Source organism: Segetibacter aerophilus (assembly GCF_007991655.1).
Classification (GTDB): Bacteria; Bacteroidota; Bacteroidia; order Chitinophagales; family Chitinophagaceae; genus Segetibacter; species Segetibacter aerophilus.
On record NZ_BJYT01000009.1, the window covers coordinates 155,504 to 181,234 of the forward strand.

The following is a 25,731-nucleotide window of genomic DNA, read 5'->3' on the forward strand; positions in this document are numbered from 1 at the left end:
AGTTTCATCCAATAATAATCTATGCTGACCCAACTCTTTTCCATTAGCTTCCATCTTACTATTTCTATTTGTGTAAACAAGCCGAGTTTTTCTCTTTTACGCTTTCCTTACATTCTATTTACATAAATTGAAGGCTGTTAAAATACACATCCTACAACTACAGAAGCTATAACCAGAAAATATGTTAATGAAGACCCTTATAAAAACGAGTATTGTTGCCTTATTTATTTTAAGCTATCACACTACCTTTTCACAAATTGACACAACTTCCATCTCCGAAAAGCTTCTTCGGTCGAGAGAAAAACTGGGTAAGGATATTGCCTTCGTTTTGTATAAAAACGGAAAGATCGCGTACAAGAAAGAGATAGGTAAACTAAATATAAAAACTCCCGTTCCTATTGGTGCAAGCAGCCAGTGGCTAACCACCGCCCTTGTTCTAACTTTCGTGCAGGAAGGTAAATTATCGCTGGATGATAAGGTAAGCACGTACTTGCCCATCTTTACTAAGTATTACAAAAGCTACATTACCATCCGTCAATGTCTAACACATTATACAGGTATCCAATCAGAACAAGGAATTGCTAAGCTGCTGCAGAAGAATAAATTTCACACACTTGAGGAAGAGGTAAATGAATTTGCCTCACGAAGAGATATCCAGACAAATGCCGGTACAGAGTTTAGGTATAGCAACGTTGGTTTTAATATAGCAGCGAGAGTGCTGGAAGTGATATCAAAACGGACATTTGACAGGTTGATACAAGACAGGATTATAAGGCCGCTGGCAATGAAGAATACTACATTCAGCAACGAGAACTATAACGACGCTCTTAATCCGGCAACGGGAGGAAAGTCTAGTGCTGCAGACTTCACCAATTTTCTTGCTATGCTTTTAAATAAAGGCACTTTTAATAACAAGCAAATATTAACCGAAGCTTCAGTTGCGCTGATGCATACACTAACTACAGAAGCAAGCCAGGTAAAATACGCCCCAGCTCCTGTCGCCGGCTTAAATTATGCGTTGGGTGAATGGATCCTTGAAACAAATGCACAGCAAAAAGCAAGTTCTGTTGCAGTACCGTCACTCCAGGGAACGTGGCCGATGCTTGATCTCTGCCGCGGCTATGCTTGTGTTATTTTTACAAACGAGCTATCCGGCGAGCAAAGTCGCAATTTGTATATGGATATAAAAGCAACTATTGATGATGTAGTTGGGGGGAACTGCCAGTGAGCGAAGCTGCTAGCTATGAGCTTTGAGCTACTAGCTTTTAAAGTTTGCTTGCTAACATGTAGATTAGGTGTATTCTAGGCAGCTATATGAGTAAAAGGTCGCGGCTCGAAGCTCATAGCTCGCAGCTATCTCTTCAATAGACTAACTGATGCGTTTGTTTAATAATACCCATTACAAATACACTTTGCACGTGGCCCATATTTTCTATCTGGCTCAACCTGTTCACGTGGAAATCGTAGTAAGCATTCATGTCTTCTGAGACCACTTTCAGCATAAAGTCAAACTCACCCGAAATATTATAACATTCTATCACCTCGTTCAACTCCTGTATTGTTTTTATAAACTTATCACCCGCTTCCTTACTATGCTGTTTTAAAGAAACATAGCAAATAACCATCAAACCTTTCTTAACCTTTGTATGGTCAACTAGGGTTGCATATTGTTTAATTACGCCTGTTTCCTCCATTCGCTTAATCCGTTCGTGAACTGGCGTTGTGCTGAGGTGTACCTTTTCTGATATCTCCTTTACAGTAATTCGGGCATTCTCCTGCAGTAAACGAAGTATAGAGAGATCTTTACCGTCTAAAGTATTTTGCCCAATAGTTGAATCTTCTTTTTGAACAGTCTTTGCCATAAATAATTAAGTGTTTATTCTACAAGAGAAGAAGTAAAGCTGCCTTTTTCCCAAAGTTATAGTAGTTAATAGAATATTTCACTAAGAAGAGTAAGTTTGCAGAAGTAAGTAAAAAGTAAAAAACTAAAATTAAAAACGCTTTTTCGACTTTTTACTTTTGACTTTTTAATTCACAATTTCATAAACAAACAATATGTCTACAACAACGAACAACCAGATTGACTTCAGTCTGAAGTACAAAGTGGCCGATATGAGCCTCGCTGAATGGGGTCGTAAAGAAATACGTCTTGCAGAAGCAGAAATGCCGGGTCTAATGTCTATCCGAGCTGAATACGGACCATCGCAACCATTGAAAGGTGCACGGGTAGCCGGATGCTTACACATGACTATTCAAACTGCAGTGCTTATTGAAACTTTGATTGCATTAGGCGCCGAGGTTAAATGGAGTTCTTGCAATATATTTTCTACCCAGGATCACGCCGCCGCTGCAATCGCTGCCGCAGGTATCGGTGTTTTTGCCTGGAAAGGTCAGACTAATGAAGATGCGGAATGGTGTATCGAACAAACTTTGTTCTTTGGCAGCCAGGACCGTCCTTTAAATATGATCTTAGATGATGGCGGTGATCTTACCAACATCGTGTTCGATAAATATCCTGAGCTTATTCAACACGTAAAAGGTCTTAGCGAAGAAACTACAACTGGTGTTCACCGTTTGTATGAGAGAATGGAGAAAGGTACTTTGCCTATTCCTGCTATCAATGTAAACGACAGCGTAACCAAATCTAAATTCGACAACAAATACGGTTGTAAAGAAAGTTTGGTAGACTCTATCCGTCGTGCAACTGACGTTATGCTTGCTGGTAAAGTGGCTGTTGTAGGTGGATATGGTGATGTAGGTAAAGGTTCTGCAGCGTCATTAGCTGGTGCCGGTTGCCGTGTTATCGTAACTGAAATCGACCCAATTTGTGCTTTGCAAGCTGCAATGGACGGTTTCGAAGTGAAGCGTATGATTGATGCAGTGAAAGAAGCTGACATTATAGTTACTGCCTCAGGTTGCCGTGACTTGATTACTGAGAAGCATTTCCGCGCAATGAAAGACAAAGCAATCGTGTGCAACATCGGCCACTTCGATATCGAAATTGATGTAGCTTGGTTGAATCAGAATTATGGTCAAACAAAAGACACTGTTAAGCCACAAGTTGATATGTATACTATCGATGGCAAAGACATTATCCTTTTGGCTGAAGGTCGCCTTGTAAACCTAGGTTGTGCAACTGGTCACCCAAGTTTCGTGATGAGTAACTCCTTCAGTAACCAAACTCTAGCGCAAATCGAACTTTGGAACAATCACGCTAACTACGAAAATAAAGTATACGTGTTGCCAAAGCACCTTGATGAGAAAGTTGCCCGCCTTCACCTTGCAAAAATTGGTGTTGTATTGGATGAACTTACAGACGAACAATCAGAATATTTGGGCGTAAGTAAAACTGGACCATTTAAGCCTGAGATGTATAGATATTAGTAGAGTTAACCGTAGATTTAGACAGTTGACAGAAAACAAAAAACCGCTTTAATAGCGGGTTTTTTGTTTCATTTAGCGAACGTTGTACTATGATTGATCCCTGTTGCGTCGCACTCTTGTACTTTTAATTATTCTACTCAACTTAAGGCAGAATTGATAATCTAAACTTCTTTCTCCTTTTGTAGCTTTTCTTCTTTATACTGAATAAACAATTTAAAGCTTTTAATCTCACGATCTTTCTCGGTTTTACTTTTACCTCCAAAGGAAATATTATTTCTAAGAGCACTCAGCAGTTGATTTAAAATAGATATCGAAGAGACTTTCTCAAGGTCAGGAACCATCAGAATTTTATCAATTAAATTCATTGCGGCTAAATTCTCTCGCCAATTTAATTTATGGTTTGCTTTTAGCCAATTCTCAAAATCCTGAAACTTATCCATACTACAATTTATTAAATTATTCTTACGAAATTAAACTATAAACTGCATTTAAGTTTATAACGTTTTAAGAACTAGCGTGAAAGGACTAAAATTCCTGACGAAAACCAGCAGTTAAACACTGCTACTTTACTTAATCAGTGTTACAGTTCCTTTTTTAAAATACGGAACTCCTTTATAGTCTATCGCTTTTACCCACCAAACGTACACACCTGTCGTTTGTATAACTCCGTTCATAGAACCATCCCAACCTTTGCCATCGGTTTGTGTACCAAAAACCTGCTGACCCCAGCGATTGTAAATCCTAAAAAATTCAAATTGTTTGATGCCCACGGCTATCGGTCGTAGCACATCGTTCTTTCCATCACCATTTGGTGTAAACGCCGTTGGGACAAAGACCGTTGGGCCTGTATTATAAACCTTTACAACAACAAAAGCTGAATCGCGGCAATTTGCTTCATTAAACACGACAACCTTGTATTGTATCTGGTTAAAAGTCTCATTATACGAGGCAATAGGATTGGCGATGTTTGTGGCTGATAAACCCGTTGGCGGAGACCAAAGATAACTAACTCCACCAGTGGCTGTAAGTTGTAAAGGTTGGTCAATAACCGCAGAAGTATCGCGACCTGCACAAGCGTGTATTGGAGGCAACACTGTGACAACTATCGTGTCGCGACCAGGTTTAGGGCAACCTTTTGTATCAAAGGTGTTAAGAATGTAAGCAGTGGTTTTACCGGGTGTCGCTACTGGATTAATTATACCACTATTGCTAAGGCCAATTGAAGGCGACCAGTTGACAGTACTTGCATCAGTAGAGCCGTTTAATTGGGTGGAAGTATTAAAACAAAGCATCGTATCTCTTCCGGCATAAGCCAGCGGATAAGGAACTGTAGAGACAGTAATGTTGCCAGTGGCAACACAACTGCCAATGCTAGCCTTTACAGTGTAGGTTGTTTTATTGTTGGTTATTGCTACTGGACTTGCAACTAATGGGTCACTAAGTTGCGGGACTGGCGTCCACGAGTAAGTAAACGCATCGGACTGGATCTTTAATTGGATAGTATCACCACGGCAGATGGTGGTGTCATTCATCACGTGCAGCGTTACATGATCCGTAACACGAACCGTAACAGTATCGTGATTGATGCAACCGTCATCATTGAGATTAACAAAATAAGAGGTAGTTGCCGACGGAAACACCGTAGGTGATGCTACGTTCGGATTGCTAATGCTGCTAGTAGGTCCCCAGGTAAAAACCCCTTCACCTGCCGCTTTTAATGTAACAGGATCACCTTTACAGACTAAAGTATCTTTAAATGCAAGTGTTATAGGCGGTTCAGTTACAATCGCTACCTGTCTCATGGCGGTGTCTCTACAGCCAACCGTATTTGTCACCCGCAATACTACATCCCTCGTTCCCTTTGTTGTGTAAGTATAAGCTGGATTTTGTTTGTCCGTGGAGTCGGAAGTGCCGAACGTCCAATTCCATGAGTTAACGCTTCCGTAGGCACTTGTGGTTAAATCTTTAAAAGTAGTTGGCTTGTTAAAGCAGATGCCTGTAAAACTAAAACCCGGAAAAAAACCGGGATATACCTTTGCAGTTGACATAGTAGAATCTTTGCAAGATTGGCCCCGATTAATCGAAAGCTTTATGTGATAGAAACCGGTATCAGCAAAAGTGTAGGTTGGCTTTGGTTCAGTTGAAGTAAAAATAACGGCTCCGTTCCTATTCGCAATCTCCCAATAATAAGTTCTTACTAACGGGCTGGTCGAAAGATTTACAAGGGAAATTGTTTTAGTGTCTCTACAAAGCATATACTCCGGCTCAAGCAAGGCAGCAGCGATGTTGCAGGGAGCAATATTTATCTGCAGGTCTTTTCGCTGTTTGGCTATAACTATTCCGTTGCGAATTTCCTCTACACAAACAGTGATAACATAGACTCCTGACTGGGGGGCTATCCCGGTTATCAGACCAGTTTCGCTATTTATCTGTACATTATTTCCCAGTGGTCCATTTTCACTATACCCGTTTCCATAAGGTACTGATTGGTAGGGGGGCGGCGGAGGCGGCGCAACATTATTCCCTCCTACTCCACTTCTGTAGGCTTCGCAGAATGAATAACGAAGATGGTCTCCATCAGGATCAGTTGCACCAAAACTATAGGCAAACCTGTTATTAGAACAAACTACTACAAGGTCGCTTCCTGTAAACTGAGCGCTGTTATTTCTTGCAGCATTTGATCCCGGAATCTCTGCTGCGTACGTTGCTCCAACATTTGAATAGAAGCTTTGAAAATTACTAATGCCCTGGATACGATAGTTTACCTGGCTTGAAATAGTGTAGCCGGCAAGAGTTGAAGGCAGTGTAAGCACAAAATTATAATAGCCGACAAAGTAGCACACTTTAGGAGGATCTGTAATGCACGGATCGGGATCAGTTACCTGGATTGTTTCAGAATTTGTTAGTGTTACATTAATGTCAGTAACACGCTGGTTGGTAGCATTATCGAAAACCGAAACAATTGTTGGATTATTAAATTGGCGACCGCTATTGCAGCGCATAAACAATTTAAAAGTAACGTGGTAGGTGTTAGTGCCGTCGGTATTAGGCGTACAGGTATAGAAAATTTCTCCGCCGGTGATATGATCTGCCTTTGCAGAAATGGTAAAGCAACATATGATAATACAAAAACTAAGAATTTTCTTCAGCAACATATTGGCAAGTCTGTGTGCAAATTGAATATAGCCAATTTTCGTTAATAGCATTCTTTGATTTTGTCAATTTCTTGCTTGAAAAGGTCTAAAGAAAGAAAAGTAGTTTATAGGCAAAACAGGCCATCGCAATGGTATAAATAAAAAGCCCGCGTATACATACGCGGGCTATTATAACGATAGGGTAAAATTATTTGCTTTCCTTAGCTCTGTGGCAAACGACCTCAATAGAAAAACTAAAGGCCAGTGCGAAAGCTGCCGCCTCCCAGTACGATTGCTTGTTGATTAAAGCAATAAACATCATCACAAGACAAAACAAACTCACCATTACAGTCAAAGCGTTTTTTTCGGAAAAGTACTTCTTCATATAAAATTATTGGGTTCAAAAACAGTTATGTGGCGAAAATACCCCGCATTATATGCTCTCCAAAATTTCGACGGTAAAACCCCCTTAATTTTATATTAAAAAGAAAAGGTTTAATTCTTTTTCAACCTTTTTTAGAAATCATTAAAAATCTTCGTAGAGCTTTAAACGGTTCTTCAGCGCTACTATTTCGTCCTGCAGATGCGTAACCTTCTCAAGCAGATGGGCAATAGCATCAATGCCTTCAAGGTTTATATCTAGGTCATAATGTAACCTGACTAATTGTTCAAGTTTCTGCAGTTGGCTTTCCGGAACGTACGTAGCCGTTTCAACTGAAGCTATTTCAATCAGCCCAAATCTTTGTAGGTCACTAATAAACGAATAGTCCACTTTATAGTAACTGCAAATGTCGTCTGCAAGTATTAATTCGTTGGTCTGCATAAGCAATACTTTTTACAATCATGATTTAGATAGTTCACGGAAAAGTGCTTTTTGTTTTTCAGTCAGGTTAACGGGAATGTTCACAGAGTAGGTGACATACAAATCACCAAACTCACCCTCATGTTTGTACACGGGAAAACCCTTTCCTTTCAGTCTAATTTTCGTTCCATTTTGTGTTTCGGGGTTTACCTTCAATTTTATCTTACCGGATAAAGTTTCCAACATTACCTCCCCTCCTAACACTGCTGTGTACAAATCAATGTCAACGGTCGTATGAAGATCGTTGCCCAACCTTTTAAAAGTTGGGTGCGGTGCAATCACAAACGTGATGTACAAGTCGCCATTAGGTCCGCCATTAATACCCGCGCCTCCATGTCCTTTAAGTTTTATTACCTGTCCATCTTCTACACCGGCTGGTATTGTAATTCTTATATTTTTTCCGTTTACGGCCAGTGTTTGCTGATGCGTTGTGTACGCATCGGTCAGGTTTAAATGTAATTCGGCATTAAAATCCTGTCCTCTGAATTTTGCCCGGTTACCTCCCCGGTGACCTTCAGCTCCGCCAAACATCGATGAAAAGAAATCTGAAAAGTCTTCATCTCCTGCAGCGCCGGCACTGCCAAAAGGATTTCCACCACCACTATATTGCTGCCGACCTTGGGATTGCCTTGCTTTTTCAAACTCTTCAGCATGTTGCCAGTCTTTACCATATTTATCGTACTTCTTCCGCTTCTCAGGATCGCTTAATACTTCGTTGGCTTCGTTTATCTCCTGGAATTTTTTATGCGCCCCCTTATCGTTGGGGTTTAGGTCAGGATGATATTTCCTGGCCAATTTCCGAAATGCTTTTTTGATATCCTCGTCGCTTGCATTTTTAGCTAGTCCAAGTATCTTATAATAGTCGACGAACTCCATGTTTTCTTAATTGGTTATAGAATGATAAGTTATGTAGAACAAGCAGTTGTTCATTTGGAGTCATCGTTGCGACGCTCCGTTCATCTGCATATTCTATGTCAACTTTTCTCTGTTTTACTACTAACATTGATGTTTTCAAAATTAGTACCATTACAAAAAGTATAGACAATTTGACAAGGTAGTCATTTAAAGATGTTGCTGCTTAAAGGGCTCATGGCGGAACGAAACTTTGAAGTAAGTAAAGTTCATACACGTAATAGTGGGAACAAATTTTTTATAAAAGGGTTATCGTTTGTACTACTACTATCTTTATTTATATGGCTAACCAATCTGATCATTTTAACGGTAAGATTTTCTTAAACCCGGTTCCGACTGAGGTGATGGGTAAAGGATCATTTTCAAGAATTATGAAATTGTATTTGCAAAAGCATCCAAACCGTTCACCATCAAAACAGTTAGGACCTTTTAAAGCAGATTCTTCTGTATTAGATAAATTACAACCAGATCAACTACGTGTAACATGGTTGGGACATTCATCTACGTTACTGGAAATAGATGGAAAACGTTTTCTCACTGATCCGTTGTGGTACCAACGTGCTTCACCTTTTTCAGGCATTGGTCCAAAGCGTTTTTTTGATAATCCCCTTCCTATAAATGATCTTCCTGCTATCGATTATATAGTGTTGTCGCATGATCATTTCGATCACCTCGACAAGCATTCTATTCTCCATCTTTTGTCGAAACGTATTCCTATAATAACGATGTTAGGTGTAGGTAAAAGACTCGTTGATTGGGGAGCTGATCAAAGCCTGGTAACGGAGCTGGACTGGTGGCAATCCATTAATCTGCCTGGGGGCTTTGTAATAACTGCGTTGCCATCAAGACATTTTTCCGGCAGGTGGATCAATGACCGCTTCTCTACTTTGTGGGGCTCTTTTGCAATCAAAGGCCCGTTACACAATGTTTACTTTGGAGCAGATTCAGGATACTACGATGGGTTCAAAAAAATCGGAGACCAGCATGGCCCGTTTGACCTTACGATGCTTGATACCGGTGCTTATAATAAAGAATGGGAAAGCATACATATGGGACCTGAAAATGCAGTGCGTGCTCATCTTGATTTAAAAGGTAAAGTCTTAATGCCTATACATTGGGGAACTTTCAATCTTGCATTTCATCCGTGGACTGAACCTGTTGAGCGGGTAATAAAAGCTGCCGAAATAGATGGAGTAAAACTTCTGCTACCAACTCCCGGCGAGACGCGTATTGTCGATACGAATTCTTACAATTCTGGGTGGTGGAAAAGATTTATGTGACCGATCACTGTGGTTACTTATAAACGTTTTCAATACAAGAGCTTCGCTATCTGCATCATCTTAGTATACTATTCTTGCATCCTAATTTCCCTTGAGTTTTCATCATTCCCATGAAGCTTCATATTCCACTTTCGGTGAATGAAGGCCATTTTGGGATTGTGTCTTTTACGGCTATCCTTTTACCCCACGTACGTATGTTATAACTACCATATAGCCGTTCTTCGTATTGTTATCAACAACGATCCAAAAAAGGGAAGGCTTCCCGGATTGTAAGCGACAACCCAATTAATCCAAATATCCTTAAAAACAATTATCCATTAATCCTTAAGAAAATCCATCATGAACATCCTTACACAGGCAACCGACAACCAACTAGTACAATCTTTCCAGGAGGGCAACAACAACGCGCTGGAAATATTAGTTAACCGTCACAAAGACAAAATTTTTACCTCTATCAACATTTTGGTAAAAGACAAGTATTTGGCTGAAGATTTATTCCAGGACGTTTTTATTAAGATCATTGACACCCTACGTAACAACCGCTACAACGAAGAAGGTAAGTTTTTACCATGGGCAATGCGCATTGCACACAACCTTTGCGTTGACCATTTTAGAAAAGTAAAGCGCACGCCAACAATTACAACAAGCGACGACAGAGACATTTTTGAAGTCATTAATGTAATGGAAGATGGAGCTGATAAAGCTATCATCAAGAACCAAAGCCATGACAGAATTCGTAAAATTCTTGACATGTTGCCTGATGAACAAAGGGAAGTAATTGTTTTACGTCACTATGCTGACCTAAGTTTTAAAGAGATTGCACAAATGACAAATTGCAGTATCAACACCGCCTTGGGCCGCATGCGCTACGGCTTGTTGAACATGAGAAAAATAATGGCTGAAAAGCAAATTGCACTATAGATAACAGACAAAAATTGAAAAGACTTTACTCGAATAGGTACCCCCACTTACTAACACTTAACAAGAAGCCTCCTGTAAAAGGAGGTTTTTTATTATGAATTTATTTTGAATTTTATTTTTAACAGTACAAAGAAATGAAGGTCCAACTCAATCTGTGTGAGCGGTTGGTGCCTAATCGGTTTTACAATAATTATTTGCACCAGCCGTTTTGTTATTGTAAATCTCAATCTATGGTACACAACTCAAGGCTTCTTCTTTGCAGCCGCGACATGCATAAGTTTATGGAAGCTAACCAGATTAGCTCCATTAAAAACCTCTTTGAAATTTCGATTGTCGATTTAGTGCAAATGCCAAACTTTCCTTTACGACTGCTGGCAGAGTGGGTCACCCTAAGAGATTTATTTAACCTGCTAATTGAAAACTAAGCTTTAAACGATTTCCGAAATCTTTCTCAAAAAGGTTTAAACCAGAAATTGAATGTAAGGTGACTTGACTCTAACGTTCTACTTAATACAAAACAAAAGGCTTCTCATTTCGAGAAGCCTTTTGTTTTGTATTAAAAACACTTGATAAAAAGTAAATAGTGCTTAGCTTTTTTCATAAACTGCTTTTGCAGCAAACGAGCCTCTTGTAGATACTGAAGTAGATTCTATTGAAAGCGTTTTTCCCCCGTCCGACAGTTTCCAATTTTCGGTTCCTTTGATCTCCATTGTTTGTCCGTCTCTTTCAAAGGCGATGTTTGAATTAAGATTTAAAGTTTGCCCGTTATCTGCCCACTTTGCTATTGATTTCTTTTTTGAAGTTCCGAAAACAACGTTCTCGGATTCTTTTCCGTCAAGGGTTATTTTTTCTGTTGTCTTTCTTTCCTCGCCGTTGAAACTTGACGTACGTTCGGTCGTTATCGCGTCGGCGCTTTGAGTAACTTTTAGTTTCGTCGGAACTCTTCCGGCCATTTCGCCTAGTTCGCTTTTCGTTGTGTTTAATGTCCAATCGCCGGAGAAGTTGGCACCCTGTCTGACTGTGTGTGCAGAACATAACGTAGCGAAGGCAGCAGCAGTTACAAAAACAGTGGACTTACCTGAAAACTTTTTGATAGCGGTTTGATAAAAACTCATATTATAAAGATTTAAGACAATGAATGTAGGAGAAAAATTTTTACCAACGTAATAAAAAAGCCTTTCCACCAGCGTAGGCAAACGGTAGCTAAAACAATTTTTAAGGGGATGGCGTAACAGGCTGAATGGTAAGAAACAGTACAAGTGAGTGACACAACAGTGCCGGGAATTGGTATATACCCCGTATCAAAATATATTAAAAAGAACGGCCCACTCGTAGCTGGAACAACTTCATTTCTTTTGACTTTGCGTAGGTGACAACTATTTGAATTTTATTAAAAGGAGCCAACAAAAGTCCACCGCCGTACGAAGTGTGCCAGGTATTAGAAACCTCGCCAGGTAACCAAACGCGACCATTATCGAACAAAGCAAGAACGCCGGCCTTGCCATTGAAAACATAACTTTTTATGTCGGTGATATACCTAAGCTCATTTGCATTATAAAAACCGGTTTTGCCCCAAAATCTTTCTAGCCTGTAGCCACGTAAAGTCTCCGGTCCTCCTATCGAAACGTACTGGTAAAAAAGCGGGTTGCCGGCAACGGTAAGTCCGGAGGTTTTTAAAGAAAATGATAGCTTTGACAGTAGCGGCACATACAATTGAAGGGTGCCTTCAAGCCGTGTAAAGTTCTTATCAGAAGCGGTTAAGTTGTGTGAATACGAGGCGCGAGTGATAAAAGTAACACCCTTAGTAGGAACGGTTGAGTCATTTACATGATCAAAAATGTAAGCAACCTTTGCACCCACAAAAGAGTTAGCATCAAAGTCATATGGATGGTTAGGTGTATAAACTTTAGAAACAAACCTGCTCGGATCATTTATTATTTTTCTTGACTGAAAAAAAGTGCTGATCGTAATATCGTTGTGATTGATAACCCTATTTATGCCAAGAGACGCCAGCCACTCCCTGCTTTGCATGCGATAGAAATCATTGTAGTCAGTTAGCAAAGGAGTCTCATTACCGAGACCAAAAAATTTCGTCCATCTAATTGCATCAAAATTTCCATTAACAAGGAGGTCCCATTTACCAACGGTCTTAGGGAAAAGGCCTTGGTAAGTAACACTAACAGCATGTTGAGAAATTGAGTAGTTAAGCGCAAGCTGGTGACTATAAGCAAAAGGCAATTGTCTCCATTTGTGCCCGATAAACTTTGCGTTGATACCGGCAAACAACCTGTCTTCATAATTGTAAAAAATGTTTGGACCTACGCCCTTCTTATCATACAAATAGCTAAAATAGTTGTAGGAATGTATGCCGGTATCAGAGGAAACGTGCAGCTTCGTTTCGTTGTTTGCAGCAAAAAAATTGTTGGCATCATCATAAACAATTGTTTTTGTTGCGTTCCCCTTAACAGCACTGCGGTCTACGATTGAATCACTTTCATCTCCCCCTATAATTCGAACAATTATTCCTTTATCAACACTACCATTAATTGTGTAGGTATCGTTTCCAGACAAGCCATACAGCCGTACTTCTTTTGTTTCGTTGGTTTTAAACACCCTTGAATAGTATGGAAGTTTTTCTTTGTATTCTTTCGTTTTTCGAAAAACATTTATAAGCGTTTCGTTTTCATTCAAACGATTTACTTCGAAAAACTCTTTGCCTTTACTACCAACAATTTCCACCTCTTTAGCTATAAACCGATAATAGGTAGTAGCGTATTCCAACAATCGGTCACGTCGCGATTTTAGTTTAGCTATTGTTTCTTTTCCTGAAAGGGCAAATATTTCGGGAGGCAGTTGTTGTATTGAATTTTCAATTACTCTATCAGTTAAAGACTGTTGCAGATCTTTAGCACTGTTTTGCCAGTCAAGTAAAGTCATATGATTTGCAAAAAATCTGTCCAGGTTTCTTTCCTCGTAATTGAAAGTTTTTACATCAGGTAGTGTATGATCAAAAGCCTGGAAATATTTCTGTCCGGAAGCGGAGATTAAAACTTTCAGCAGCACACCATCATATTTAAAATACGCCTGGTCGCGGTCTTGAGGAATAGGTAGAAAAACTTTCTTATCATTCATTTTTCGCATACCCCATTGCCACTGGTCTTCATGCCTGTCCCAATCGCCTATGAACATGTCGAATAAACGTGACTTTATAAACAGTGATTGATCAACCTCAAATTCATTGTCTTTTTTTAGTGTGTCAACGAGTTGATATGTGTCTATAAATTCTTTGAAATTTCCCAGGTTGTTTGCTTCCTGCCAACTACCGCTCATGCGTTGTTCGAATACATACAGCTTATTTCCAAAGTCATTGTTGAATGTGTCAAGAAGACGTTGCTTAGGTAGATAAACAATGGCAGGAAGGGCATGATAAATTCCTGCACTTTTCGCCAGGCCCGACACTGATGCCGCACCATAAGGATGCGACATCGAAACTTCATCATTTACGATGTCTTCTAAAAAAGTATTGTGTAAGATTTCAGGAAGTACTTTTCCGAGGGTTTTATCAACAGTACGCAACGCGTACTCCTTGTCGGCCTTCGTTTTTACATGAAGTGATTTAGTTTGGTGGCCGCCCCCGGTTTTGTACGGTGTCAATCCTCCTTTTGCAGTGTCTAACAACATGACCGGCACTTTCACATCCGTCGACCACTCCTTACGATAGTTCTTGCCCATTAACCACTGGTAAAAAGAAGACCTTTTGTATTGAGGGCCTGCTTTTACTTCTTTAAATCCGTCAACAGGGGCCTCAAAAACTTTCTGGGCGCAGGTAAGTTGAGCATAAAAAATAAAAAAGAAAAGAATATAAACGCCTTGTTTGGGTTTCTTTTTCATTCAGTATTAATGGTTTACATGAAAGTTATCAAAACCTTGCCACTATTTTATTTAGCCTGTTTTCTAATGCAGGAAAGGTAGTTTCATTTTAATTTAACTTCTTTCTACCATTTTTCAAAAGTGTTTTCATGGAAACGAAAAGTGCTAATACCTACATTTACACAAGTCAACGCCTTAGCATTAAGGCTAATATTATCAGGAGAAGAAAATTCATCACAAAAACGGGAGCACGAGGTGGGAGCTGAGTTTTTTGCCCCTTTAAATGTGTAATTTCGCCGTCAATCATAATAGCAAGAGGAGCATTTTTATATATGAAAATAGAATTTATTAAAAACATACAGTTTACTAAACTGGTGAAGGCAGACGGACAATTGAGGGAATTTAATTTTAGAAAAATCAGCGGTTCTAAAGAAGGATTATTTTCCGTAGATGTAAGTGATGATAGGGGAAACCGCAAGATGTTCAAGATGGCAAAGTCCGAGAACTCGTGGAAGATTGTTGGTGAAGAACCGCTCCCGGATTGGATCTATAAAAACGAAAGTATTTTTAATGAATTGATCGAGGAAGAATTAAAGATTAATGGATAATCGTCACTAAAATTTATAGAAAAAGCTGTTCTAAAAAGAGCAGCTTTTTTATTGCCATTTATTTAAAATTTGGATTTCTGTGCTGAATTAATGCAAACCTTCAAAGCCATATTTGGCGTTGCTCCAAAATTCGTCAAGAGCGATAATGCGAGGTTTAAAGAATGAAATAAGAGCTGGCCAATCAGCTTTATTGAAAACAGAAACGCTGCCTAATTCGCTAAAAATTCTACTGATAACTTTCCCGTTTTGATTGGGTGTATGTAAACTCCAGGTCCAGCCTTTACCGACAATATTTTCAAACATGTTTTTCAATTGAACGAATTGCTCATAATACAATTGCTGAATTTCAAGATCTGAATGGACAAGTTCGATACCGACGGTCGCCATTTTGTTTTCTGCTTCCATCTTAAATAAAACGTCCTTCTCACCTGTTTTATAGTTCAACCAGTTTACCTTTTCTCCTTCAAACCCAGGTACCGGTTTCATGTATTGGCCAAATACTGTCCAAAATTCTTTTCTCAATTGCGAAGCTTCCTGCCTTGAAAACATGATTAGTACTGTAAATTATTATGATTAGAATTTGAGGAACTAACGAATCTATTCAAAAAAGCTTTAAACAAAAAAGCAGCCTCTTTCGACGCTGCTTATAAAATACTCTTTCAAAAAATTATGATTTTAGCGCCTTAATGATTGCCACAAATTCATCAGCTACTAAAGAGGCTCCACCTACCAGTCCGCCATCCACATCCGGCTTGCCGAAAATTTCTTTTGCATTTGATGCCTTTACACTTCCACCGTACAAAATAGAAATATTATTAGCTATTGCTTCGCCGTATTTGGCTGCGAGTTGAGAACGGATATGTGCATGCATTTCCTGAGCCTGCTCGCTTGTCGCAGTCTTTCCTGTACCAATTGCCCAGATAGGCTCATAGGCAATTACCACCTGCTGAATTTCATCTGCAGAGAGATCAAAGAGACTTTCTTCCAGTTGCGTTTGAACGAATTGATTCTGCTGATTAACTTCCCTAACCGGTAAAGCCTCGCCGCAACAAAAGATCGGGACAATATTTTCCTCCAGGCACAACTTTACTTTTTCGCGTAAGAATTCGTTGCTTTCATTAAAGTATTCACGGCGCTCGCTGTGACCAATCACTGCATGATCTACACCAATACTTTTTAACATTGTAACAGAAACTTCACCTGTAAAAGCTCCGGACTTTTTTGAATAAATATTCTGAGCTGCGATAAACACGTTGCTATGATCTGTAACTTTTTTTGCGGCTAATGTCAGGTAAGGTGCAGGCACTGCAAAAACGACTTTTTGGTTTTCTGAAACCTCAAGGTTCGCATCCAGAATGGTGTACAATAAAGTCTCCGCTTCATTGATTGTCAGGTTCATCTTCCAGTTTGCAGCAGCAATTTGTTTTCTCATTGGTAGTAGGTTTTTCTCTTTAGATTTCTATTGTCTTTACTATGTTTTGGTAGCAGAAAGTTCAAAGATATGTTTCAAAACCTGTGTTTCCTGTTGGCCAATTATTTTATTCTTCATCTTTTTCCAATTGGAGATATCAGCTATTGCCTTTTCAAATTCATATCTACAATCCCCGTTTGAGCCCCAGGTAAAGTCAGGAATAAATTTTGGCAAAAGACCTGCTCCAAACACATTGCTGCAAACTCCGATAGCAGAGCCCGTATTTATGGAAGAATTTATAGCAGTGCGCGAGTAATCGCCCATGATAACGCCACATTTATTTCCAGCGGGTAAATACGCCTGAGCTGCATAGTTCCAAAGTTGAACTGTGCCGCCGGTATTTTTTAAATTACTGTTACTGGTACCTGCACCAAGATTACACCACTCTCCTATCACACTATCGCCGAGATAGCCATCGTGCGCTTTGTTGCTGTAACCTGTAATTATACTATTCTTAATCTCACCACCGCCCATGCTATAAGGGCCAATTGTAGTTGCGCCATACACTTTTGTTCCCATTTTTAAAACGGCGCCTTCTCCCAGCGCAAACGGGCCGCGGATAAAACAACCTTCCATGATGGTGGCATTTTTACCAATGTAAATAGGACCGGTAGATGCATTTAAAACAGCGTGATCGATTGTTGCCCCTTCCTCAATAAAGATCTTAGAAACCTTAATAGTATGTACCGTATCATTGGCATCATTCGAAATTCTTCCTTTAGTGAATAAGGGAAAATCGAACTCGATCATTTGTTGGTTTAATTGAAACAGGTCAAACGGAAATGAAATTCTCTGGACTTGAGGGACGGAAGCAGCGTTGTCAAAAAGCGTTGCAATGTTTTCTATAGAAGGCGAATCCCCTGAAAAAGCCCGGGCAGCAATTAAATCTGTTTCATCCTTTATGGCTTCATTTGTTTGTAAGCCCGATATCAGCTTTACTAATTCCGCGTTTGGGATAACAGAGGCATCAACAAAAGTGTTGTCACCTGCGGGAGCAACATTATATAGAGGCTGTAAGTATGGTTCCGTTAAAATAAACGCCTCAACACTTAAGAGTTTTTCCCATCGCTCCTTAATTGTTACTATGCCCATTCGAAGATCCGCTACCGCCCTCGTTAGTGTAAGCGGAAATAATTTTTCCTTGGCTTTTGTATCAAATAAAATGAGGTTCATTAAAAAATAGGGGCAGTTAAATTTGGATTAACTGCCCTGGCAAATTTCACGATTTAAAAAAAATCTATTAAAAATATTAAAAGTACTGGCTAATCTTTTGCAGCTCGGTCTCAATTTCTTTTTGCTTGTTTTCGCCCGCAAGCAGGTAAGAACTTTTAATTGTATTTAAGCTGTCTTTAGTAAGGTTGATATCTTGCGTCAATTGGTTGATCTCTGTTTTCAGTGCATTTATTTTTTGAGTGAGCGCCTGCAACTCTTCGGTTTTCTTCTGAATTTGCTGTTCTTTTTGCCGAACCTCCTTTTGATATTTTAATGCATGTGCCCCCTGGAAAGCATTCATGTCTCGCCCAATCAGGTTCAGGTATTCCTGCCCGGTCGATAGCAACTTTTCCCTGGTGAGACCGGTGCTCTTTAAAACATTATAAGCTGTTCTGTACTTGATCGCTTCATCCTGTATATCATCGATGTCAACTTTGCTGTCCACAAATTCTTTGTAATCTGTTCCCTGGAATATTGGGTTAGTGGCATTTGCGTTGTCGATTAACTTTTCAAAGTATTGTGCATGTTCGGGCAAGGGTGCTGTGATAGTTCCGGCAGGCGAATACGTTGGAACCTGGCCGGTAGCGGCAACATTTCCGGGAGTGCTATTTATTAAGGGATGTTGCGCATTAGGATCAGGAGCAGCTGGGGCAGCAGGTGCCTTTGTTGCTGCTGGGGTATTAGCAGCAGCAGCAGGAGTTGCCGGTGGTACAGAAGAAGGCGCGGTCGTTTTATTATCATTGGCTTGCTGCTTCTTTTGATCCTCGTCGAATTCTACAAAGGGAGTTAACAACTGCTTTAAGAAACTCATAACAAAGAGATTATTTATTGAGGCTTAGCAAAAAGCCAATTGTGAAGTTTGCGTCCCAGTCAAAAACGAAAGTGTCTGTTTTGGTAGCGTCAGAAATTGCCTTATAAATGTTTAAACCTGAGGCCATCTTTTTGTCCGCAGCTTTGTATGATGCAGGTGCATTTAGCACTGTATATCTTTCTTCGCCCTTGCGATGTTGCTTAGCTAAAGTAAAAGGAACGCCGCCAATGATGAACCCAACATTTCGCTTGCCTTCAGGAATTTTACTTGCCTGTGTTTTTACCTGGCTGTATACATCTTCATCCGAAGTTCCTTTGTCATAATATTTTGCTCCGGGCAACTCCTGCGATTTTAAATTCCCGTTTTCGTCCCAGGATATTTTAGTGTTACCGGAACCAATGTCGACCATAAATGAGTTGTCTGCAAATGACGGTGGAACGGTTGCTTTAAGCGCAAATTTTGCTTCCTGCTCAGCTGTAACATTGTTTACTACAAACCCCATTTTCTTTAACTCGTTGCTGATGGTAGTTGTCTTCGGCTCTTTTTGTGCGCCCGAAGAAATTACAAAGTGCATGTTGTTTTTTGACACGCCTTTGTCAAACATGGCAGCAAGATATTTTTTCAAACCGGCCCGGATATCTTCTGTCGTAGCAAGACCTTCGTAAGCGAGAGACTCACCAAAATCTTTGGAAACGATTTCCCAACGCTTTTGATTGTCCATATTAATGACAAAAGAATTGAAGCCTGTGGCACCCACTTCGACTACTCCGCGGAGCGTTCCGTTTTCTGGTTTTTCAGGAGTATAGTTAAATTCTCTTGACTCTGTTTTGGCGTCGCCGGTTGTAGCAGATGTAGTTGGTGCATCTTTATCGCTGGATGGCTGAGTCGGCGAAAGCTCTGTCGAGTTTTCTTCTCTTATTTTAGAAAATTTCGGCTTCAGCGCAAAGTAGGCCAGGGCTGCAATAATCAAGACTACTAGAATGACGCCTGCTGGTTTAATTCTCATTGTATCAGTTTTTTTTATTTTAATAATATGAATGATTGTTCTTACAAATCACTGTAAGCTCGTTGACCCAATCTCAGGCAAATTTAAACACGTTCTTTTAAGTTGAATGAACAATAAACAGTTGAAGAGTGCGACGCAAGAAAAGCTCGATAGTAGCAATGGCGCTGGCTAAAAAACATTTCTTATGTGACCTAAGCTTTAAAGCTTTTAAAATGCTTTTTTATTTATTAGCAATAGTAATCATCACAACTCTTCCGCCCTCTTCATTTGACAATAATAACTTTTTACCATCCGTCAGATCTACCATTGTATTTACCGGAATCTCCTTGTCCTCAGTTAGATCTTTTAATGAGGTTAATTTCTGGTTGACCAAAACCCACTTGTCTTTAAAAAAGGTAAAATATCCAACGGGCACCTTTTGTTCTGCTGTAAGTTTTTCATTTCTAACAACATTCCTGTTAACGTGCCACTGAAATAAGTACTGGTTATTATACACCATCAGCCGGTGGTTCTCCGGTTTCCAAACCGACGGCTTGAACTGGTAATACAGATCGAGCACGGGCAAAGTTCCCTTAACCGGAGTACCGCAAAAAGGGCACTTCGGAGAAGCTGAATTATCGAACACAAACCACTTCTGATCGCAATGAGCGTTGCTGCAAGGCTGCATTAGGTCAGTTGTTTTAAGTAACGACTGCTCCCACATATCGGCATTCGGCCGTTGGTTGGGTTCGTGCAACCCGGTAATAAAAGCCTGATCGAACAACGCTTTCAAATACGGACCTGTGATGGTGTAAGGAAGCTTGCTTACATCTGCCCAAGGCAAAGCTGATTTTGAAATTTGGTCCAGCTTTGGCCGGTTGGATGTATCAGTAGGATGCTCTATAAAGAGAGCCTTTTCACCCATTGACAATAGATCATCCTGCTCGGTATCGAGTGAGTTTACCTTACCTCCCTTCAGCGGATGACGATACAAGAGGTACATGTAAATCATAACCGCCATAGCATGCAAGTCAGTGGTACGGTTAGCATGCTTGCGGTTAGGGTCTCGCAGGTTTAAATGTTTTGTGGCCAATACTTCAGGAGCGATAAAATCAGCCGTACCAATTACATCAGGCGGGTAAAGACCGGGCACAACCAGGCCGTCAATATCGATGATGGTAGCAGACTTACTGGTCGGGTCAATCAACACATTCTTATACGATAAATCAGAGTGGGCAAGACCGGCAGAATGGAGGCGTTTTACTCCCCTCGCGATCTTCACACAAATCTGGAAATAGCTTAGCCAATTCCCCAACTCACTTTCATCAAGCCTTAGGGCAAACTGCTTGTTTCGAAATTTTGCCGAGGCAAACCAAAGCCCTTGCTTCTCCTTGCCCTTGATACCTTCACTGGTCGCATATCCTTTTTTAAAAAAGAAATTCTTGTTATACGCCGGCACTATCAGCCCAACTTTACCGTCGACCTCTACCATATCTGTTGGCCAGCAATAAAGCTCTTTAAAATAGTCGCCCCCTTCCCTATTGAAAAAACTATCGTAATACTGCGTTACGAGTTTCTTCAACCGCTCCCTTGAATTAAAGTCCTGCTTGTCGCGGTAAAAAGCTACGACGTAAGATTTGTCAGGGCCGAAATAAACATCTTTCATACCGCCTCGCATTGGCTCACCGTTGTCGACGTACTGGTAAGTTTTACCGGGGGTAATAACTGAAGGTGCAGTCTTCACATTCGATTGGGCAGTATTTGAAAAGTTGCTTAGATAACTCACACCAATTGTTTTTATTTTTTGTTCACACGCTTTATAACCTTGCGCAACATCGTTGTGTCACTCACTTGTACTTTTTATCTATAAGGAACGGTTGAATGGCTAATGGGAATAACTGATCGTTGTGCATTTCAACTTCAAACCCTAAACTTCAAACCTTAAACCTTAAACCCTGAACCTCAAACTACTAAAACACGATTGCCAACGTTCGGTCGTCATGATTTCCAGTGCTCCAAAAATCCATCCACCTAGAAAACTGTTGCTCGATCTCTTTGTTGTCCGCCTTTAATTCCACTTTTACTCCGTCTTCATTTTTACCGCCGAGGTCCGCTAAAAATTCTTTCCACTTTTTTATGTTTGGCAGGTTTGCCTCGACCACAAACTTTGGATCATAAATACCGTCAGACATCATCATGAGGTAAGAGAAATCGTCTACCAATTTAAAACCAAACCTTGTGGCAAATTTTTCATTCTTGAAAATTTCGGGCATTGTTATAAACCTTGTTCCTCCGCCAAAATCCCCGACATCAAGCCAGTTCATTAGCGTCACTTCTGTAACGTCTTTATTTAAAACTGCTATAGGACAATCACCGACGCCAAAAGAAAGCAACGCGTAGCCGACATCGTATTTTTTAAACAGGGTAAAGATGAGTGTACTGTTTAAGTCTTTTAGAGGAATATTTTCTTTTGCGGCAAAAGACTCCAAATTCTTATGAACCTGGAAAGCTGCCTTTCCAAGGTTATTGTACACAAAGTGGTTCAGCTTTTTTTGTATGTCTTCGCCTGTATTGTTTTTGTACTGCTGCAATAACTCGTCAAACTGCACCAGCCCTTCAGCCGACTCTTTCTGCGTGAAAAATTCAACTACACTATTACAAGCTATGGCCGAACCTTTTCTTGAAAGTTTGGCGCTGCCTGCCCCATCTGCCACCACCACAATGCTCCACCCGTTTTCTAAATCTTTGAAAGCAAAATCATCTTCTCTAAACGAACCTACGTTTGCATGCGAGCGACCGCGCTTTGAAGAAACGAGAATATGCCTGTCACCTAAAGGAGCAAATTTGGTCACATCGTTCTCCTTCCAATGTGGATCATTTTTATCACTTTCAACATTTTTCCATAGACTTTTCGGATCAGGGTTAATGATGAAAGGGATGATCTTTTCGTTGAAAGGGGCATCTTCAGGTTGGCCGTCTACTTTAAATCTAAACGTGACCTTTACGTCTCCGCTTTGTGTAGGAACCCCGGTTATTTGTTTTGTTTTTTCATCGTACCGCAGGCCAACTTCCTCCAGCCCTTTAAATTCAAAGGCCACAATGTCTTTCCAGTTAAACTTATTGAAGTCGAACTTAGTTTCATACGGCTTTCCTACGGTTGCGTTTAAAACCCGAACCGGTTGTTGCATTATCTCGATGACCTTATCTTCCAATTTCCATTTAGCCATAAGCTCGTTCAGATTTTGAACAATTACATTGATAGAAGCTGCGTTCTTTTCATCTTGTAAAAACTTGTCAAACAGCTCATTCTTGTTCGCAGGAATACTAATATTATTGCTTTTAAAAAGCTTTGTTACCACCTGTTTTATATCAGTCATTCCCTATCATTTGCTTGTTCCAAAGTTTACTGCTGCCCTCAAAGAAAAAACAGCAGAAGTCGTCCAGCTTTAATTACCAGCATTCAAATTTCTAAGGCCCTACCAATTATGTTACAATGTTTAGTTCAGATGGTGGTGGAGGTAATTCCCCAAGGCCGGTAACTTCCTTGCCGCCGTCTTCCACTTTTGTTGAAGTAACGCCAATAGAAGCAGTAACCCAGGTAAAGAATTTTGATATGCTTTGACTATCAGCCGTATCAAGGCTCACGACATTTTCAGTGATTTGTTTTAAAAGGTTGGAGTCCGCACCACTACCTGCCGCGCATGCAACCGTGTAGGCAGTTTTGCGTTTTTTAAATTCCTCCAATCCGCTTTGCCAATCATCTGTTGGTATACCATCTGTCATTATAAACACAAGCGGTTTCCAGTCACCTTTCTGCTCCGCTGTAGTTTTAGCTACTTCGTTATCAATACATGTGGAAACGACTTTTAGAGCGTCGCCCAGGCATGTAGTACCGGTAGCTTTAATATCTACCATTTGAAAAGAAGCCAGGTCGGTAAGTGGCACAACTTGCTTTGCAACACTGTCGAATGTAATGATGCTGATGAACGCAGTCTCTATTGCCTGGGGGTTCTGGCGCAAGGAACTAATCATTACCTGAACTCCATTTTTTACTGCTTCAATAGGCTCCCCGGTCATTGAACCGGAAGTGTCTAATAATAGATAGACGGGTAATCTTCTCATTTTATGATTATTTAAATTTTTAATTAAATACTGGCTAAAGCTATATGCAAATCCTGCGCCTCCGGATTATATTTTTTAAGCGGCAGACAAAGAAATTATTTAGTTCTTGCAGGCAATTGGAAAGCTAAAACGTATCGACACCAATTACTACTTTTGAAAATAATCCTGCAACAACAATCACAACAATTTTCATTCACCGGGAAATTTTTATTCCTACACTACATACCGAAATTAATAATTGAACTACACAATAGAAATAGCTACCTCGAATTACACTTCTACTGCCGCGGCAGTGGAGGGCGGTGCTGGTCGTATAGAACTGTGCGCTGCATTAGCTGAGGGAGGCCTCACACCTTCTTCTGCCTATCTAACAAAATGCCGAAAGGATTTTTCCATTCCGTTGTTTCCTATTATTCGGCCGCGAGGCGGAGACTTTTTGTATACAGATGAAGAATTCGAAATTATAAAACAGGACGTGATCTTTTGTCGCGAAATAGGTTTCGATGGTATTGTAACAGGTTTTCTTTTACGGGATGGCAGCATTGATAAGGAGCGTATACTCACGATAGTAGAACTTGCTCATCCAATGGTAGTAACTTTTCACCGCGCCTTTGATCGTTGTAAAAATCCGTTTGAAGCGCTGGAAGATATCATCAATGCCGGATGCAAACGAATACTTACGTCCGGACAAAAACCAACGGCGCCTAAAGGCATTGAACTAATTAACCAATTGGTAACTGCAGCCGACAACCGGATTGTAATCATGCCGGGAAGCGGTGTAAGAAAAGAAAACATAGCGGTGCTTGCCGAACAAACCGGTGCAAGAGAATTTCATTCTTCTCTGCGTTCAACCGGCCGGAGTAGTATGGAATTTATTCACCCCGAATTTAAAAACGAACCGGGAGACTATAGCCAGGATATTGTTTCGAGGGAAGAAGTTCAATTGCTTATTAATGCTTTGAAGTAATTGAAATAGTAAGCTGAAATCAAAAGAGTGCTTCAATATGTTTAAACCTCTAAATGTTTTTCCAAGGTTTAATCAGTATCGCGGCAATGCCGGAAGATTCCCTTAATTAATTATCGTTACTTTATTTATACAAATTCCTATCAAAATGAGTGAAACTAACACGGCGTCAAAACCAGAAATGAAATACGTGTCTGCTGAAGAAATGGAAAGACAGTTTTATGCCATTTTGGTAAAAGAAGGAATGAAAGAAGACAAAGCAGCTACCTGCGCAAAAGTGTTTACCGAAAATAGTGTAGATGGAGTGTACACACATGGTGTAAACAGGTTTCCGAGGTTTGTGCAATACATAAAGGACAAGCATGTAGTTACAGATGCTGAGCCAGTTTTAAAAGGCACTTTTGGTGCGGTAGAACAGTGGGACGGGCAGTCAGGTCCGGGCATTACCAACGCACTATTTTGTACTGAAAGGGTAAAGGAAATCGCCCGCAAAAGTGGAATTGGCTGCGTGGCAATAGGTAACACAAACCATTGGATGCGGGGCGGCACGTATGGCTGGCAAGCAGCGAAAGATGGATTTGCATTTATCTGCTGGACGAACACGATTGCCAACATGCCCTCATGGGGAGCAAAAGACAACCGGCTCGGAAACAACCCGCTGATTTTTGCCGTTCCTTTTGAAGAAGAAGCCATAGTGCTGGATATGGCTATGTCACAGTTTTCTTTTGGGAAAATTGAATTGATGAAAATGCAGGGTGAAGCGTTGCCGGTTGCAGGAGGCTTCGATAAAAGTGGCCAGCTATCCACCGACCCCGTTGCAATAACGGAAAGTGGTCTTTTACTTCCTATCGGCTATTGGAAAGGGTCAGGACTTTCGCTGCTACTTGATATACTTGCTGCTATTCTTTCAGGTGGCTTAGCTACAAATGAGATTAGCAAACTACCAGCTGAGATAAATGTTTCGCAGGTCTTTATTGCCATTGATCTTTCTAAACTCCACAATACTTCAGCCATTAGACAAGCACTTCAAAACGTTATCGAGGACTATAAAAGCGCTGTTCCAGCGGAAGGCAAATCAGTTAGATATCCTGGGGAGGGTGTGGTGAAAACACGAAAAGAAAACCTTAAGAAAGGAATCCCAGTAAACGTGCAGGTGTGGAATGAAATATTAAGTTTATAGGTTTCTCTGCTTCAA

The 25,731-nt window shown here is 40.4% G+C and carries 24 protein-coding genes; 8 read left to right on the forward strand and 16 right to left on the reverse strand.

Features of this window, described 5'->3' with window-relative positions:
* Positions 1–187: 187 nt before the first annotated feature.
* Positions 188–1,228: a serine hydrolase domain-containing protein gene (locus SAE01_RS13420; RefSeq protein WP_170234161.1), complete on the forward strand. Its 1,041-nt coding sequence runs from the start codon at positions 188–190 to the stop codon at positions 1,226–1,228.
* Positions 1,229–1,361: 133 nt separating this feature from the next.
* On the opposite strand, the gene SAE01_RS13425 is transcribed toward SAE01_RS13420, so the two are convergent.
* Positions 1,362–1,862 carry an Lrp/AsnC family transcriptional regulator gene (locus tag SAE01_RS13425; RefSeq protein WP_147204282.1) on the reverse strand — a complete coding sequence of 167 codons (501 nt, stop codon included), beginning with the start codon at positions 1,860–1,862 and terminating at the stop codon, positions 1,362–1,364.
* Positions 1,863–2,055: 193 nt separating this feature from the next.
* Between SAE01_RS13425 and ahcY the strand changes: the two genes are divergently transcribed.
* Positions 2,056–3,384, forward strand: a complete 1,329-nt coding sequence (ahcY, locus tag SAE01_RS13430; RefSeq protein WP_147204283.1) for an adenosylhomocysteinase — start codon at positions 2,056–2,058, stop codon at positions 3,382–3,384.
* 161 nt (positions 3,385–3,545) lie between these two features.
* Here the strand turns inward: ahcY and SAE01_RS13435 are convergent, their stop codons facing one another.
* The 5 genes from SAE01_RS13435 to SAE01_RS13450 all read right to left on the reverse strand — a co-directional run bounded on the left by SAE01_RS13435 (position 3,546) and on the right by SAE01_RS13450 (position 8,256).
* On the reverse strand, positions 3,546–3,824 hold the full coding sequence (locus SAE01_RS13435) for a hypothetical protein (RefSeq protein WP_147204284.1): 279 nt from the start codon (positions 3,822–3,824) through the stop codon (positions 3,546–3,548).
* 126 nt (positions 3,825–3,950) lie between these two features.
* Positions 3,951–6,590, reverse strand: a complete 2,640-nt coding sequence (locus tag SAE01_RS13440) for a T9SS type B sorting domain-containing protein (RefSeq protein ID WP_147204285.1) — start codon at positions 6,588–6,590, stop codon at positions 3,951–3,953.
* Between the two features lie 136 nt (positions 6,591–6,726).
* Complete coding sequence (locus SAE01_RS24515; protein WP_170234162.1) at positions 6,727–6,903, reverse strand: hypothetical protein; 177 nt, start codon at positions 6,901–6,903, stop codon at positions 6,727–6,729.
* A 141-nt stretch (positions 6,904–7,044) separates the two neighbouring features.
* On the reverse strand, positions 7,045–7,341 hold the full coding sequence (locus SAE01_RS13445) for a chaperone modulator CbpM (protein ID WP_147204286.1): 297 nt from the start codon (positions 7,339–7,341) through the stop codon (positions 7,045–7,047).
* 18 nt (positions 7,342–7,359) lie between these two features.
* Positions 7,360–8,256, reverse strand: coding sequence for a DnaJ C-terminal domain-containing protein (locus tag SAE01_RS13450; RefSeq protein ID WP_147204287.1), 897 nt, complete (start codon positions 8,254–8,256; stop codon positions 7,360–7,362).
* Between the two features lie 317 nt (positions 8,257–8,573).
* Here SAE01_RS13450 and SAE01_RS13455 point away from each other — a divergent pair, with 317 nt between their 5' ends.
* The 3 genes from SAE01_RS13455 (at position 8,574) to SAE01_RS13465 (ending at position 10,918) form a co-directional block, all read left to right on the forward strand.
* Positions 8,574–9,572 (forward strand): MBL fold metallo-hydrolase, encoded by a 999-nt coding sequence (locus tag SAE01_RS13455; protein ID WP_147204288.1) that lies wholly within the window; start codon positions 8,574–8,576, stop codon positions 9,570–9,572.
* A gap of 339 nt (positions 9,573–9,911) precedes the next feature.
* Positions 9,912–10,493, forward strand: a complete 582-nt coding sequence (locus SAE01_RS13460) for an RNA polymerase sigma factor (RefSeq protein WP_147204289.1) — start codon at positions 9,912–9,914, stop codon at positions 10,491–10,493.
* Positions 10,494–10,723: 230 nt separating this feature from the next.
* Positions 10,724–10,918: a hypothetical protein gene (locus tag SAE01_RS13465; protein WP_147204290.1), complete on the forward strand. Its 195-nt coding sequence runs from the start codon at positions 10,724–10,726 to the stop codon at positions 10,916–10,918.
* Positions 10,919–11,080: 162 nt separating this feature from the next.
* On the opposite strand, the gene SAE01_RS13470 is transcribed toward SAE01_RS13465, so the two are convergent.
* Both SAE01_RS13470 and SAE01_RS13475 read right to left on the reverse strand, forming a co-directional pair.
* The gene (locus SAE01_RS13470; protein WP_147204291.1) at positions 11,081–11,608 is read right to left on the reverse strand and encodes a hypothetical protein; all 528 of its coding nucleotides are present in this window, start codon (positions 11,606–11,608) and stop codon (positions 11,081–11,083) included.
* Between the two features lie 196 nt (positions 11,609–11,804).
* On the reverse strand, positions 11,805–14,384 hold the full coding sequence (locus tag SAE01_RS13475; protein ID WP_147204292.1) for a BamA/TamA family outer membrane protein: 2,580 nt from the start codon (positions 14,382–14,384) through the stop codon (positions 11,805–11,807).
* Positions 14,385–14,695: 311 nt separating this feature from the next.
* Between SAE01_RS13475 and SAE01_RS13480 the strand changes: the two genes are divergently transcribed.
* Positions 14,696–14,971 carry a hypothetical protein gene (locus SAE01_RS13480; RefSeq protein ID WP_147204293.1) on the forward strand — a complete coding sequence of 92 codons (276 nt, stop codon included), beginning with the start codon at positions 14,696–14,698 and terminating at the stop codon, positions 14,969–14,971.
* A gap of 87 nt (positions 14,972–15,058) precedes the next feature.
* Here the strand turns inward: SAE01_RS13480 and SAE01_RS13485 are convergent, their stop codons facing one another.
* The 8 genes from SAE01_RS13485 to SAE01_RS13520 form a co-directional block, all read right to left on the reverse strand.
* A complete protein-coding gene (locus SAE01_RS13485) occupies positions 15,059–15,520 on the reverse strand; it encodes a DUF4268 domain-containing protein (protein ID WP_147204294.1) in 462 nt (153 codons plus the stop codon).
* A gap of 118 nt (positions 15,521–15,638) precedes the next feature.
* On the reverse strand, positions 15,639–16,403 hold the full coding sequence (tpiA, locus tag SAE01_RS13490) for a triose-phosphate isomerase (RefSeq protein WP_147204295.1): 765 nt from the start codon (positions 16,401–16,403) through the stop codon (positions 15,639–15,641).
* A gap of 39 nt (positions 16,404–16,442) precedes the next feature.
* Positions 16,443–17,615, reverse strand: a complete 1,173-nt coding sequence (locus tag SAE01_RS13495; RefSeq protein ID WP_147204296.1) for a putative sugar nucleotidyl transferase — start codon at positions 17,613–17,615, stop codon at positions 16,443–16,445.
* Positions 17,616–17,691: 76 nt separating this feature from the next.
* On the reverse strand, positions 17,692–18,465 hold the full coding sequence (locus tag SAE01_RS13500) for a hypothetical protein (protein ID WP_147204297.1): 774 nt from the start codon (positions 18,463–18,465) through the stop codon (positions 17,692–17,694).
* 10 nt (positions 18,466–18,475) lie between these two features.
* The gene (locus SAE01_RS13505) at positions 18,476–19,471 is read right to left on the reverse strand and encodes a hypothetical protein (protein ID WP_147204298.1); all 996 of its coding nucleotides are present in this window, start codon (positions 19,469–19,471) and stop codon (positions 18,476–18,478) included.
* A 220-nt stretch (positions 19,472–19,691) separates the two neighbouring features.
* Positions 19,692–21,236, reverse strand: a complete 1,545-nt coding sequence (locus SAE01_RS13510) for a helix-hairpin-helix domain-containing protein (protein ID WP_246113236.1) — start codon at positions 21,234–21,236, stop codon at positions 19,692–19,694.
* A 184-nt stretch (positions 21,237–21,420) separates the two neighbouring features.
* On the reverse strand, positions 21,421–22,827 hold the full coding sequence (locus SAE01_RS13515; RefSeq protein WP_147204299.1) for a PP2C family serine/threonine-protein phosphatase: 1,407 nt from the start codon (positions 22,825–22,827) through the stop codon (positions 21,421–21,423).
* A 106-nt stretch (positions 22,828–22,933) separates the two neighbouring features.
* Positions 22,934–23,572 carry a vWA domain-containing protein gene (locus SAE01_RS13520; RefSeq protein ID WP_147204300.1) on the reverse strand — a complete coding sequence of 213 codons (639 nt, stop codon included), beginning with the start codon at positions 23,570–23,572 and terminating at the stop codon, positions 22,934–22,936.
* Positions 23,573–23,810: 238 nt separating this feature from the next.
* Here SAE01_RS13520 and SAE01_RS13525 point away from each other — a divergent pair, with 238 nt between their 5' ends.
* Both SAE01_RS13525 and yiaK read left to right on the forward strand, forming a co-directional pair.
* Positions 23,811–24,539, forward strand: a complete 729-nt coding sequence (locus SAE01_RS13525) for a copper homeostasis protein CutC (RefSeq protein ID WP_147204301.1) — start codon at positions 23,811–23,813, stop codon at positions 24,537–24,539.
* A 145-nt stretch (positions 24,540–24,684) separates the two neighbouring features.
* A complete protein-coding gene (yiaK, locus tag SAE01_RS13530) occupies positions 24,685–25,716 on the forward strand; it encodes a 3-dehydro-L-gulonate 2-dehydrogenase (protein ID WP_246113237.1) in 1,032 nt (343 codons plus the stop codon).
* Positions 25,717–25,731: the final 15 nt, after the last annotated feature.

Excerpts from the sequence above, each read along its gene's own strand:
- SAE01_RS13470 (WP_147204291.1), bottom strand. The coding sequence starts at position 11,608 with ATGAGTTTTTATCAAACCGCTATCAAAAAGTTTTCAGGTAAGTCCACT.
- SAE01_RS13445 (WP_147204286.1), bottom strand. The coding sequence starts at position 7,341 with ATGCAGACCAACGAATTAATACTTGCAGACGACATTTGCAGTTACTAT.
- SAE01_RS13500 (WP_147204297.1), bottom strand. The coding sequence starts at position 18,465 with ATGAGTTTCTTAAAGCAGTTGTTAACTCCCTTTGTAGAATTCGACGAG.
- SAE01_RS13460 (WP_147204289.1), top strand. The coding sequence starts at position 9,912 with ATGAACATCCTTACACAGGCAACCGACAACCAACTAGTACAATCTTTC.
- SAE01_RS13420 (WP_170234161.1), top strand. The coding sequence starts at position 188 with ATGAAGACCCTTATAAAAACGAGTATTGTTGCCTTATTTATTTTAAGC.
- SAE01_RS13465 (WP_147204290.1), top strand. The coding sequence starts at position 10,724 with ATGGTACACAACTCAAGGCTTCTTCTTTGCAGCCGCGACATGCATAAG.
- SAE01_RS13485 (WP_147204294.1), bottom strand. The coding sequence starts at position 15,520 with ATGTTTTCAAGGCAGGAAGCTTCGCAATTGAGAAAAGAATTTTGGACA.
- SAE01_RS13515 (WP_147204299.1), bottom strand. The coding sequence starts at position 22,827 with ATGACTGATATAAAACAGGTGGTAACAAAGCTTTTTAAAAGCAATAAT.
- SAE01_RS13440 (WP_147204285.1), bottom strand. The coding sequence starts at position 6,590 with ATGCTATTAACGAAAATTGGCTATATTCAATTTGCACACAGACTTGCC.
- ahcY (WP_147204283.1), top strand. The coding sequence starts at position 2,056 with ATGTCTACAACAACGAACAACCAGATTGACTTCAGTCTGAAGTACAAA.
- SAE01_RS13505 (WP_147204298.1), bottom strand. The coding sequence starts at position 19,471 with ATGAGAATTAAACCAGCAGGCGTCATTCTAGTAGTCTTGATTATTGCA.
- SAE01_RS13520 (WP_147204300.1), bottom strand. The coding sequence starts at position 23,572 with ATGAGAAGATTACCCGTCTATCTATTATTAGACACTTCCGGTTCAATG.
- SAE01_RS13475 (WP_147204292.1), bottom strand. The coding sequence starts at position 14,384 with ATGAAAAAGAAACCCAAACAAGGCGTTTATATTCTTTTCTTTTTTATT.
- SAE01_RS24515 (WP_170234162.1), bottom strand. The coding sequence starts at position 6,903 with ATGAAGAAGTACTTTTCCGAAAAAAACGCTTTGACTGTAATGGTGAGT.
- SAE01_RS13480 (WP_147204293.1), top strand. The coding sequence starts at position 14,696 with ATGAAAATAGAATTTATTAAAAACATACAGTTTACTAAACTGGTGAAG.
- SAE01_RS13435 (WP_147204284.1), bottom strand. The coding sequence starts at position 3,824 with ATGGATAAGTTTCAGGATTTTGAGAATTGGCTAAAAGCAAACCATAAA.
- SAE01_RS13425 (WP_147204282.1), bottom strand. The coding sequence starts at position 1,862 with ATGGCAAAGACTGTTCAAAAAGAAGATTCAACTATTGGGCAAAATACT.
- SAE01_RS13455 (WP_147204288.1), top strand. The coding sequence starts at position 8,574 with ATGGCTAACCAATCTGATCATTTTAACGGTAAGATTTTCTTAAACCCG.
- yiaK (WP_246113237.1), top strand. The coding sequence starts at position 24,685 with ATGAGTGAAACTAACACGGCGTCAAAACCAGAAATGAAATACGTGTCT.
- tpiA (WP_147204295.1), bottom strand. The coding sequence starts at position 16,403 with ATGAGAAAACAAATTGCTGCTGCAAACTGGAAGATGAACCTGACAATC.
- SAE01_RS13450 (WP_147204287.1), bottom strand. The coding sequence starts at position 8,256 with ATGGAGTTCGTCGACTATTATAAGATACTTGGACTAGCTAAAAATGCA.
- SAE01_RS13495 (WP_147204296.1), bottom strand. The coding sequence starts at position 17,615 with ATGAACCTCATTTTATTTGATACAAAAGCCAAGGAAAAATTATTTCCG.